This is a genomic window from Pantoea sp. OXWO6B1 (genome assembly GCF_001641135.1).
Classification (GTDB): Bacteria; Pseudomonadota; Gammaproteobacteria; order Enterobacterales; family Enterobacteriaceae; genus Pantoea; species Pantoea allii.
Genome location: NZ_CM004291.1, coordinates 70693 through 82692 on the forward strand (window position 1 = coordinate 70693; position 12000 = coordinate 82692).

Consider the following 12000-nt stretch of genomic DNA (forward strand, 5'->3'; position numbering starts at 1 on the left):
GTAGGCGCCCTCGAAGTAGATCTACTCGCGCAGCCGGTGTACCCAGAACCTGATTATGTCGTGGCCACTCTAATCCTTCCCGGCAAACAACGCATCATCACCGGCGCCCAGCTCGTGCTGATATTCAGAGTCAAACGTGCCGTGCCGTGACCGTCGCGGGCGCGGATGGTCATCAGGGCGAGCAGCGGGCGCGAGACACAATCGGCCCACTGCGCCGAAATGCGTTTCTGGTACATTGGCGCTTTCATTGCCTCGGTTCTGCTGGCATATTCTGCGACAGTCTGCGGTTCGTGGCGCACAAAGACGCATCCATCACGTCACCTGTGCTGTTGGGGAGGACAGTGAGGAAGACTGCAACGCGCAGACTTTGCTTGTGCGCTATCACCCGGATGCGCCCCTGACTGGCGCTGTCCCACCGGCGTGGTGCTGATGAGCGAGTCCTCACATCCTTTTCTACACTTAGCCGGACTACCGGCAGGGAAAAAGCCGTTAGTGGCCGGGCTCAGCTATTGTTCTGCGAAAAACCCTCTGCCGTTATAACGCTGAACCAGTTCATAAATTTTTTCTTCCAGCGCTTCCTTTAGCATAACTTGTCACCTCCCCAGGCAATCCATTCTGGCTGCATATCCTGGCAACCGGCAGATTTTTCTGTAAATTCGGAAGGCGTCATCCAGCCCAGTGCAGAATGGGAACGACTCCGATTATACGCTGAGTTTACAGCTATCGCAGGATCCACGGCGATCTTAGTCAAGTGTGCAGCAAAACCACGTTGCCAAAATTATAAGGCAAATACAGATTAATAAAAGTAAAATTCTGTTAAAGCAACCCCATAATTATCTCAGATTTATCATTAAAATAATGATATTTAAATATTAAAGCATTCCTTATTGGAATACTTTACATTCAAATTATTCATTTTTATAATAACCAAAATATCAATATATTATCTGCAACTTACAACCATTGTTAAAAGTGTAAATTACAAATGTATTTTAGAGTAAAAAAGCAGAAACAAGCATATGAAATATGTCAGCACTTGTTGAATGATGCGGGAGTAAAAATAAATGGAAGCAACCCTTGGGATATTAAGGTAAAAAACCCAAAATTTTATGAAAGATGTTTGCAAGATGGGTCACTTGGATTAGGTGAAAGTTATATGGATGGATGGTGGGATTGTGATAAAATTGATGTGTTGATTAGTTCATTAATTGATTCTAATATAAAGTCATCGTTTTCATTTAATTTTAAAGATTTACTCAGAGTTACTGCCTTAAAATTGATAAACTTGCAATCTACTAAACGAGCATGGATAGTAGGAAAACAGCACTATGACCTTGGAAATGACTTGTTCTCAGAAATGTTAGACCCATGGATGCAGTATTCATGTGCCTACTGGAAAAATGCTACGGATCTTGACATGGCTCAAGAGAATAAATTGCAATTGATATGCGAAAAACTTCAACTCAGAAAAGGCATGACCTTACTGGATATTGGTTGTGGTTGGGGTGGTCTGGCAGAGTATGCAGCAAAGAATTATCAAGTAAAGGTTACGGGTATAACTATATCTAAAGAGCAGAAAGAATTAGCTCAAGCTCGTTGTGTTGGTTTGAACGTCGAAATCCTTTTAATGGATTATCGTGATTTGGATAAAAATTTTGACCGAATTGTATCTGTGGGTATGTTTGAACATGTGGGGCCGAAGAATTACCAAATCTATTTCGAGATGATAAATAGATGTCTGATAAAAGACGGTATATTTTTACTTCATACTATCGGATCTAATAAAAGCGATTTAAATGTCGACCCTTGGATTAATAAATACATTTTCCCAAATGGATGTATTCCTTCAGTAGCTCAGATTTCTTTGGCTAGCGAAAGATCTCTAATAATAGAGGACTTGCATAATTTTGGCTCTGATTACGACCTAACACTTATGGCTTGGTACAGCCGTTTTAAGTCATCTTGGCCCAAGTTAAGTAAGAAATACAGTGAACGTTTTAAAAGAATGTTTACGTTCTATTTAAACTCTTGTGCTGGAGCCTTTAGGTCAAGAGAATTACAACTTCTTCAAATTTGTTTTACTAAAGGTTTAAAAGGTGGGATTATTGTCCCTCGATGAAGGGGGGTTATTTATTTTTGATTATGGAATTAATCAAAAACATTAAATTAAGCATGCAAAAAGTACTTGAAATAATAAATTTTGCAAAAATTAAACATTAAATAAACCCATGCTATTTAGAGAACTAACACAGGGCTTGGGTTTAAAAAAACATTACAGGAAAATGATATGATAGTTTCATCTCCCAATGATTATCGTGAAGCAGCCAGCCATCGGTTACCGAAATTTCTCTTTGACTATATTGATGGTGGCGCAATAACTGAAAGCACAATGAAAGCAAATATGCTCGAATTAGCCTCATTGTCTCTTCGTCAACGTGTGCTAAGCGGCGTAGGCGATCCGACCATGCACACTGAAATATTTGGAAGCACATGGACGATACCTTTAGCTTTAGGCCCGGTGGGTGCTTCAGGAATGTATACTCGTCGAGGAGAAGTGAAAGCTGCATGTGCAGCATCCAAAATGGGTATACCCTATACGCTTTCAACCGTTTCCGTATGCTCTATTGAAGAGGTTGCGTCTCATGCTTCAGGGGAAGTCTGGTCTCAGCTATATGTATTAAAAGATCGCGGTTATATGCGTAATGTGCTTGAGCGTTCATGGGCATCAGGCGTTAAAACACTCGTTTTCACCGTCGATATGCCTTTACCAGCATCTCGATATCGTGATAACCGTTCAGGTATGTCTGGATCACGATCCAAAATTAAACAATACCTGCAGGCGTGCACACATCCTCGCTGGGCCTTTGATGTTGGTCTAAAAGGCAGACCTCTAACGTTTGGAAATATTGAAGCTTACGTTGGTAACAGGATGACGATGGATGATTACATGGGATTCATAAACAAAAACTTTGATCCCACTATTACATGGCATGACCTGGAGTGGATCCGCGATGCTTGGAAAGGGAATCTTGTTATAAAAGGAATTCTTGATCCAGAAGATGCGAAGGTTGCGGTCAGGTTTGGGGCCAACGGTATTGTTGTCTCTAACCATGGTGGAAGACAACTCGATGGTGCAATCCCTACAGCCAAAGCATTACCGAGGATAGTTGAGACTGTCGGTGATGACATTACAATTCTTGTTGACTCGGGTGTTCGTTCTGGCTTGGACGTTATTAGAATGCTCGCATTGGGCGCGAAAGGAGTTCTGCTGGGACGATCTTATATATATGCGTTGGCAGCCGCTGGAGAAAAAGGGGTTGCTCATTTACTCCACCTTTATGCCGAAGACATAAAAATAACGATGACTTTAATCGGTGCAGCATCGATAGCAGGTATTAATACCGACTGTCTTGACCGCTTAGAGAAAGAAAGGACTAAAATACTCTGAGGTATCTATTAAATCTGTTGACCTGCTCCCCGTTGATTAATACACCGCGATGTCAGTAATGTCTTCATAAGCCACATGAGGACATCCCCATGAAGAAGCGTTTTTCCGACGAACAGATCATCAGTATTCTCCGCGAGGCTGAAGCCGGCGTTTCTGCCCGGGAACTCTGCCGTAAGCACGCCATTTCCGACGCCACGTTTTATACCTGGCGTAAGAAGTATGGCGGCATGGAGGTGCCTGAGGTTAAGCGCCTGAAGTCACCTGAGGAAGAGAACGCCAGACTCAGGAAGCTGCTCGCCGGGGCCATGCCGGATAAGGAGGCGCTTCAGGTGGCTCCTTGGCGAAAGTACTGACGACAGACCAGAAGCGCGAACTCGTGGTGTTGATGTGTGATGCGACCGGTCTGTCGCAACGTCGTGCCTGCAGACTCACAGGTTTGTCCCTGTCGACCTGCCGCTATGACGCTCAGCGTCCGGCGGCTGATGCCCATTTATCAGGGCGCATTACTGAACTGGCACTGGAGCGCAGGCGTTTTGGCTACCGCCGCATATCAATGTCTATGCATATTGATAATGTCACCCTGGTTTACCATTTTTAAATGTCACTTTCGGCTGATTCTGATGAAGAGAAAAGGGTAGTTAGCTCATTTTTTCAGGCTGGATTTAAACAGTGATGGTTCAGCCAGAACCGGATTAATTGCCCTGAGCTGTGCCTGAATCTGCGCCCGTCTTTTGGGCATATGACGACTGCGCTCTCTTTTTCCTGCGGCTTCCAGTCCGTCCTGCTTTTCCTGCGCCAGCTTCAGCACCGCCCCAAGCCTTTTATTGTCAACAATGCGTCCCTGACTGATGCAGTCCAGCTTATCGAACACCTGATATTCCAGCGTTCTGCTGCCGTAGCGGAATGACAGCGTGCCGTCCGGGTAGTCAAACGCCAGGATTTTTTCTCCGGCTATGCGTGTGTTTTCCTCAGTGGGTTCAACCAGATACAAAATCTTATCGTACTGAAAAGTCAGTGATTTTGAGAGCGTACGCAGCGTCTGCCAGGCGAATATGTCATCCAGCTCCGGGCTGCTTTCTGAGACGGTGCGGTGCAGGTTTTTGGGGTATTTTGCCGGTCTGGCAAAGCGGCGGTTGAAGTCGCTGATGAACGTTTCAATCCAGGCGTTGGCGTTATCAATGCCGGTGATGTTCTCCAGCCGCATCTCCTTAACCAGCCGGTCCTGCATCGTCAGATTGGCGCGTTCGACACGGCCTTTGGCCTGCGAACTGTTGGCACAGATAAGGTCAATGTTCAGATCGTGTAGGGCGCGTCCGAACTGCGTTATGCCAGTACGTCGTGTTTCGCCTGACTGACTCGGAACACCGCATGTTTGTCACTGTAAAACGCCACCGGCTTGCCGTGTTTATCGATGTAGTCACGGGGGGCCACCATGTAATCAAAGGCTGACTCACTCTGACAGAAACGCAGGTGCATCAGACGGTCGGTCGCGTCGTCAACATAAACCAGAAGGCAGCATTTTGGTGCGCGGCCTTCGAACCAGTCATGGTGTGAGCCATCGATCTGGATAAGCTCGCCAAGGCAATCCCGCCGCAGGCGCGGCTGATAAATCCGGGTCTGACGGCGAGCGTGTGGGATCCAGAGTCCGTCCGCAGTCATCCAGCATCGCAGCGTCTCAACGGAAATCGTAATGACGGTGAAGTTCTTTGTTCGACATGGTCACCAGCATCAGCAGAGATCTCCCAGAAAAGGTGGTAAACGCGCCGCATCTGGGTGACATTATGAACCAGCTAAAAAGTGACATTATCAAATTGGACTCTCATCAATATACGCATAACATTCATTATGTTAAATAGATTCCCATATACCGAGACCTGCAACAGCCTAAAAATCTAATTTTTTTGTTACATCACGGTTCATCTCCAAGCTTGCCTACTGAAACAAGCATGAAACTCCTTAATTACGTGGCGATTTACTTCTTTAGCATTCTCAGAGCTTCGATAATGGCTTCATCAATATGTACATTTTTACCACCTGCCTCTGACTTAAAACCCTCTATAACTGAAGTCAGGACCTCATAAGCGTTTCTTTTTTCGGAAACTTCATTCAAACCAGCTACCAAGCTGCTGATCATAATTTGATTAAAAACTTTATGAGTTTCTAAATCATGCTTTAGCTTATCAACTTCGATATCTAGTTGACTTTGCTTCTGAGTATTTTGTTGTGGATTTTCCATAATAGCCTGCCTCCAGAGGTAATCAGCCATCCCTCATTTTTATTTGTATCTTTTCCGAAAGGGAATATCTCTTCATAGTTCTATGCATTCCTTGGCTGACTAGAAATTACATATACATACAATAATGCATTTATATTGAAGAAAAAATGATCAGCATCATATAAGTTATACTTAAAAAGTATGTGATTAAATAGCCATATATAGCGGTAACCGAGACGCCAGTGCTAAGTGAGAAACCCCCCTGTTTGCCACTATTCGGTCAAGCACTCTCACGGCCTGTTGAGCCGGGGATATTCAGGTCGATTTCGATCGCCACCGCTTCCCGGTTAAAATCATCCACCACATTTTAGGTCTGGAAGCGTCTGCCGCACACCAGCGCATCGTGCATAAAATCGATGGACCCGCTCTGGCTCACCGCCTCTGGCGTTGCAAGCGGAGCAGGATTACGCACCGGCAGGCGCTGTTTTCCCTTACGGCGAAAATTAAGTTTCAGCAGGCAGTATATACGGTGAACTATTTTTATGGTTCCCGATTGTGCCCTGCCAGCGAACTACTTGAAAAAGCATTTTGAATCCGTACCGCGAATAGTGTTCAGCCGCCACGGTCAGTCCCAGAATCACCGGCTCATCACGTCGCGTATCCAGCTGATAACGAAATACCGTCCTGCTCAGCGACAATGTCCAGCATGTCTGGCGTAAGCTCATGGCAAACTGCGCGGTCAGATAATTGAAAAGCTCACACTTTATCGCTGGTTTTAAAGCTTTTTTCAATAACGTCTTACAGTGCGCTGCACTTGAAACTCAGGTCCGCAAACATCTGTTTCAATAGACAGTTTTCATCCTTTTGATATCAGAGGCTTCAATACCGCCAAACTTCGCTTTCTGTTGTAGTTCGAGGAATCCGAGATCCCGGCCTCGCGGCAGACATCCTTAAACAGAAAATTTTTTTGTAGCGCAGTTTAACTAGCTATTACAACAGAATATTTATCTAATCAAATGGAGGTAACCTTTTCACACATTTAGAAAGAGGTTTATCTATGAAAAATGTAAAAACTTTTATAATTTTTATGTTAGTTGTATTAACTTGGGGCACAACGTGGATTGCAATGAAGATTGCAGTCACAACCATACCTCCTCTTATCGCTACAGGTATGAGATTTCTTTTTGCATCTCCTTTTTTGATTCTGCTTTGCAAGCTATTCAAAGAGCCATTAATCTATCCAAAGGGAGAGAGAATATATCAAATTATAGTTACATTGTTCTATTTCTCAGCACCTTTTTCGTTGATGATTTATGGGGAGAAATATGTAAACCCTGCTGTGGCAGCAATAATATTCTCCACCATGCCAGCAATGATATTAATTACATCCATTATGTTTTTAGGAAAAAAAACCAACTGCATGCAAGTAATGGGATTATCTTTTGCGATGATCTCTTTATTTTTTTTAATATGTAAAACTACTAACATGACTACACCAAGTCAATTTAAGGGAGTGATTGCACTTTTATTTGCAGCATTAGCACATGCTATAATATATACATTAACAAAAAAACAAAAGAAAAAAGTCTCTGTGTTAACTTTTAATGCAATCCCTTGTCTAACTTCTGGTTTTTTGCTTATAGCTTTAGGATGGGCTACAGAGTTAGCTAATTTCAGCCATTTTTCAAAAATATCAATTATAGCTACCTTTTATCTTGGAGCTGTTGCCGGTGTGTTTGGCATCTTGTGCTATTTTTACTTACAACAAAAACAGCGCCTTTTAAAGCATCACTGGCTTTCTTGGTTTTCCCATTGGTAGCTATAGTGCTTGACTGTTATTTCTATCACCATGAATTTTCTATGAAGACTGGATTTCTACTAATTCCGCTATTCTTGGGAGTAATGGCCACGACATATTTTGATTCTATGAGTGTAATTAAGAAGAAATAAGGTTTGTGTTATGAATTATAAATTGAACGAAAAGAATAAAAAATATAAAATCAATAAATCGGAGTTCCTTAGTCGTTTAGTTGATTATCGTTTTAATGAAACAAAAGATATTGTGAATTTTTTAAATTTTTTTTGCGAAGAAAATATTGATATTTGTGATTATTTATTTATACGAGCCAAGTTAGAATTGTGCCTCAAAAATCACGATAACATGAGTGACTATTTTATCCCTTTGAGGCAAGTAGCAACAGAACTTGATTGTCTTATATCATAAAGTTTGAAATTTTAGGGATTTCAGCCATCTGCCGCAAATCTTCCTGCATCAGGTAATTTAGGAGATCGTGGAGGTGATCGCCGTTATATTCATCCAACCAGTGCTAGATAATTTTCTGTGCATAATTAAGTGTTCGGAATAGATAAAAATCCAGTATTTTTGTCCGGTATGTCCGTTTGAACCTTTAGATCAAGGCATTCTGCATTGGCTTACCGGGCCTGATAAATGATCTTACTCACGTAACAACTTAGCAGCAACCTTTTGCGCTCATATTTCCTCGAAGATTATGCTGCTTCAGCAGCGCCTGATAACCTGCTGAGCAGTTCTGCCCACCACGATCTGTGTACACGATGCCATGTTCCGGGTGTTTACGCCGGCACAGCGCCATCTGAAGCTCGTCGCTGGCCAGCTTTGCTGTCATTTCGTGAAGACAGTGACCAGCCGATAATGGCACGTGACCACAGGTCGATCAGATGCACTTGCCAGCGGCCGTCGGATTAAGTACAAGGCCTACGGGGGTGATTAGAAATGAAACAAACCAACAATACTAAAACTATAGTTTTATCTAACACCGGAGGAAGATCCATCTCCCCAAATCCGCCTTTTATTATTTTTTTTACATTTTTTCTGATTTAATTTTTTTTATAGGCAATTGTGTCGTAGCTTTAAATTCTTCCATCGCAAATATAGTTTTCACATCCTTTATACCGTTTGTTTCATTTATTAATTTTTTGTAAAAATCATCGTAACTTTTCATGTCTTCAACTGTGACTTTTAATATGTAATCATATTCACCAGCAGTCCTAAAAAAGCTCACGACTTCAGGCATGTCTTTAATTGAAATAATGAAACTTTTATACCATTCAACGGTATGACTTTGTGTTTTAATCAGAACAAAGGCAACCAAATCTAGTCCGATTAAATTCCTGTCTAGAATTACAACTTTTTTTTGATAATTCCCGACTTCTCGAGTTTTTTTATTCTCGCCCAGCATGCTGTTGGAGACAAAGAAACCATTTCAGCAAGCTCAACAACAGGAGTTGCTGCATTGAACTGCAATAAGTTAAGTATCTCTAAGTCTTTTTTGTCAAGCATTTCTGATAACTCCTGTTAGATTTTAATAGAGGCGTTTTCTACTTAGAAAATAATCGGAGATCCGTTCCCCTTATATTTTCAGCCGTAAAATTCATTTAGCAGATATAACTGCTATACCGGAACCACTGAATTAACCATCTTTAACAGACCCTTTTGACTTCAGTTCACTATTTATAATAACGTAAATGCGCATCAGCCGCCGGGCGCTGCGCTTCGTACCGGCGGGTCGACAGGGACAAACCTGTCAGCCTGCAGGCATGACGTTGCGGCAGACCGGTCGCATCACACATAAACTCAACGGCTTCCCCGCTTCTGGCCTGTCGTCAGGACTTTCGCCCCAGAGCCACCTGAAGTGCCTCCTTATCCGGCATGGCTTCGTCCAGCAGCTTCTTGAGCCGCGCATTCTCTTCCTCAGTCGACTTCAGGCGCTTAACCTCAGGCAACTCTATACCGCCATACTTCTTGCGCCAGGTGTAAAAGGTGGCGTCGGAAATGGCGTGCTTACGGTAGAGCTCCCGGGCAGAAACCCCGGCTTCAGCCTCGCGGAGGATACTGATAATCTTTTCGTCAGAATAACGCTTCTTCATGGGGATGTCCTCATGTGGCTTATGAAGACATTATTAACATCGTGGTATGTTAATCAACAGGGAGCAGGTCAGTATCTCTATTGCAGATTAACTATGTGGCACCAGACTTGAGCCGCCGCGCAATGGGGAAATACCTGTATGCCTAGCAATTTCCACTTCATTTAAGTTAATTTTTAATATTCACCACCCCCTCTTCTCATAGGGTTAACCCTGTTAAAACCATCTTATTCTGATAAAAAAAGACATCAGGTTTGCCTGAAACCCCTCATCTCTACTTAACTTCAAAAAAATTTTTGGATATACTGAAAAAATCCAGCCCTTTAAAGGCTGGGTATTTAATGCTGTTCAATGACAACTTTCTTGATGTCCTATGTGTGAGCCTACCGGCATCAATGTATCGATGCTGGCTTTGGTGGTGGTGAATTTGTCATAGAATAAAAAACTTTTTGAAAGCTTATTAACTTTAAATAAAGTTAGTATAAATCTCAGATGCAGGAGAAATACTCATACAAGATCCATAACTCTCTATTTATGGAGCTTATCAAATAAATTCAGTTGTGCATAATTCAAGGGTCTACATAATTTTATAGCTAAATAGACGTTAAATACATCGACAGTCATTCAAGCTACAAACCGCAGTAAAATACAAAACTTCAAATGTTCTTTTACATAATAAATATTACTAGCGAGTTTTCATTTCTGAATGTACCTCTGCAGAGGCTTTATTAATTGCTTCCTGCAAAAGGGATTGACTGGCTCCACCAGGAATAATTGTAATATTTTCAGTTGTAGCGCCACTCACAGGCATCACAATAATTGCTGGTGTGCCTTGGAGTCCAAGCTTTTGTGCCAGCTCATCGGTTCTTGCAAGTTCTTCAATGACCTTGCCATTCTTTTCGTTACTTCCTCCCGCAGCAGCAATATCCATTAACGTTAAATTGCCTTCATTATGTCCTGATGCAAAAATAGCATTGTGATATAATAGATAAGCGTCACCCCCTTTTTTTTGCCATGCTAACAGGCCAGCTTTCGCCGCTGTCAGTGAAATCTTCCAGCGCTGAGCAAAGATAGGCCATTCCTTGAATACATATCGAACCTGTGGATTATTCTTCATTAATTTTTCTAATATGGGTGACTGACGGGCACAAACTATACATTGATAGTCAAAAAACTCAATTAAAGCGACCTTTGCTCTTTTAGGACCATATGATGGACTATCAATGTCGTTAAGAAGAAAATTGCGGTTTTGAAGTATTGCGTTGCTAATGATTTTGATTTGTCGTTGAAGTTGTTCTTGCTGCAGTTTTTTACTGACTTCCACCAGTACTCCTGGGTTAGATAACAGGTATGCTTTAGCTACTTCACCTATGTGTGCATCCAACTCAGGAGAGTATTTTGAAGGGATGCTGTAAGCAGAAAAGGAAATTCCGCTAATCAGGCATGAAAATAAAATCGCAGCCAAGGTGTTTTTTTTCTTAAACATTTTTCCCACTTAAATTAGGTTGTAATTATGTTGTCGTTAACAAAATCTGTTTATAAATCATTTTGGTTAGCTTTAATCATTGCTTTTGAGACGGATGCCTTAATTACACCGGGATTCACATATCCGGGAATCACCGTCATATTATCTGCCCCCCCCCCTTTGGTTGGCATTATAATAACCGCAGGTGTGCCGGTAAAGCCGAGCTGACGTGCTAACTCTTCAGTTTTTTGTAGTTCATCCTCCACGTTGGTTAAATTAACAGAACTGTAACCAACAGCTTTTGCAGTTTTATGGATATCATCTACTGTCAACATACCTTCACTATGGCCTGTTGCAAATAAACTGTCATGCCATACATGATAGGCGTCCGCTCCAAGATTTTTCCAGACGCTCAACCCTGTCCGGGCAGCCAGAAGAGAATTACCCCACCGGTTTTTAAATATCGGCCATTCTTTGAAAACAATCCGCACTTGAGGATTGTTTTGACGTAAATTTTCAAGATCTTTAGCCATGCGAGAACAATAAATGCACTGATAGTCAAAAAATTCAACTATTGTTACTTTTGCATCAGTCGGACCATATGATGGACTATTTTTATCTCTTATAAGAGACTCTTGATTTATCAAAACTTTCTTTACTAGATTAGGTCGGAACTTGAGGTACGCATCAGCCTGCTCCATTATTTTCATATCCTGCACTGTCTCACCAATTGAATTCAAATGCGATTCCGCATTGACCAATCCAGATTGACTTAAAAACCCCATGAATGCGAACCAAACGTATAATATTTTCTTCATAAAAATTCTCCATTCAAAAAACTTTCATCTTCGTTATTTTTTTCTTTACCTTATTTTCCATTTACATAATTTTAATGGTTTTTTCGACTCTAAAGATATAGATATAGATCTTCAACCATCTTACTTCTTAAGGTAAGATTTTAGTATAACT

8 protein-coding genes and 7 pseudogenes are annotated in these 12000 nt (G+C 41.9%); 5 read left to right on the forward strand and 10 right to left on the reverse strand.

The window, feature by feature from the left end; all coding sequences use genetic code 11:
* Window positions 1-53 precede the first annotated feature (53 nt).
* Complete coding sequence (locus tag A6A26_RS25305; protein ID WP_156506625.1) at window positions 54-236, reverse strand: hypothetical protein; 183 nt, start codon at window positions 234-236, stop codon at window positions 54-56.
* 749 nt (window positions 237-985) lie between these two features.
* Between A6A26_RS25305 and cfa the strand changes: the two genes are divergently transcribed.
* The 3 genes and pseudogenes from cfa to A6A26_RS25310 form a co-directional block, all read left to right on the forward strand.
* A complete protein-coding gene (gene cfa, locus A6A26_RS01590) occupies window positions 986-2119 on the forward strand; it encodes a cyclopropane fatty acyl phospholipid synthase (RefSeq protein ID WP_063877171.1) in 1134 nt (377 codons plus the stop codon).
* A 168-nt stretch (window positions 2120-2287) separates the two neighbouring features.
* Entirely contained in the window at window positions 2288-3448 is a 1161-nt protein-coding gene (lldD, locus tag A6A26_RS01595; RefSeq protein ID WP_063877172.1) for an FMN-dependent L-lactate dehydrogenase LldD, read from the forward strand.
* Between the two features lie 89 nt (window positions 3449-3537).
* Window positions 3538-3998, forward strand: a pseudogene (locus tag A6A26_RS25310) (transposase); the annotation flags it as partial.
* A gap of 93 nt (window positions 3999-4091) precedes the next feature.
* On the opposite strand, the pseudogene A6A26_RS01610 reads toward A6A26_RS25310, so the two are convergent.
* From A6A26_RS01610 to A6A26_RS25315, 3 genes and pseudogenes are all read right to left on the reverse strand, one after another.
* Window positions 4092-5140 (reverse strand): annotated as a pseudogene (locus A6A26_RS01610) (ISNCY family transposase); the annotation flags it as partial.
* 280 nt (window positions 5141-5420) lie between these two features.
* Complete coding sequence (locus A6A26_RS01615) at window positions 5421-5684, reverse strand: hypothetical protein (RefSeq protein WP_063877173.1); 264 nt, start codon at window positions 5682-5684, stop codon at window positions 5421-5423.
* A 237-nt stretch (window positions 5685-5921) separates the two neighbouring features.
* Window positions 5922-6615: pseudogene (locus A6A26_RS25315) on the reverse strand (IS3 family transposase); the annotation flags it as partial.
* 105 nt (window positions 6616-6720) lie between these two features.
* On the opposite strand from A6A26_RS25315, the gene A6A26_RS01625 reads away from it, so the two are divergent.
* Together A6A26_RS01625 and A6A26_RS01630 are read left to right on the forward strand one after the other, a co-directional pair.
* Window positions 6721-7482, forward strand: a complete 762-nt coding sequence (locus A6A26_RS01625) for a DMT family transporter (protein WP_063877174.1) — start codon at window positions 6721-6723, stop codon at window positions 7480-7482.
* 141 nt (window positions 7483-7623) lie between these two features.
* On the forward strand, window positions 7624-7887 hold the full coding sequence (locus A6A26_RS01630; protein ID WP_063877175.1) for a hypothetical protein: 264 nt from the start codon (window positions 7624-7626) through the stop codon (window positions 7885-7887).
* On the opposite strand, the pseudogene A6A26_RS25900 reads toward A6A26_RS01630, so the two are convergent.
* The 6 genes and pseudogenes from A6A26_RS25900 to A6A26_RS01655 all read right to left on the reverse strand — a co-directional run.
* Window positions 7877-8113: pseudogene (locus A6A26_RS25900) on the reverse strand (transposase); the annotation flags it as partial. The gene A6A26_RS01630 and the pseudogene A6A26_RS25900 sit on opposite strands and share 11 nt — an antisense overlap.
* Window positions 8114-8137: 24 nt before the next feature.
* Window positions 8138-8360: pseudogene (locus A6A26_RS01635) on the reverse strand (DDE-type integrase/transposase/recombinase); the annotation flags it as partial.
* Between the two features lie 143 nt (window positions 8361-8503).
* A pseudogene (locus A6A26_RS01640) lies at window positions 8504-8982 on the reverse strand (Lrp/AsnC family transcriptional regulator).
* Between the two features lie 182 nt (window positions 8983-9164).
* Window positions 9165-9569 (reverse strand): annotated as a pseudogene (locus tag A6A26_RS01645) (transposase); the annotation flags it as partial.
* A 682-nt stretch (window positions 9570-10251) separates the two neighbouring features.
* On the reverse strand, window positions 10252-11052 hold the full coding sequence (locus tag A6A26_RS01650; RefSeq protein WP_063877177.1) for a DsbA family protein: 801 nt from the start codon (window positions 11050-11052) through the stop codon (window positions 10252-10254).
* Between the two features lie 50 nt (window positions 11053-11102).
* Entirely contained in the window at window positions 11103-11849 is a 747-nt protein-coding gene (locus tag A6A26_RS01655; protein WP_063877178.1) for a DsbA family protein, read from the reverse strand.
* Window positions 11850-12000 lie beyond the last annotated feature (151 nt).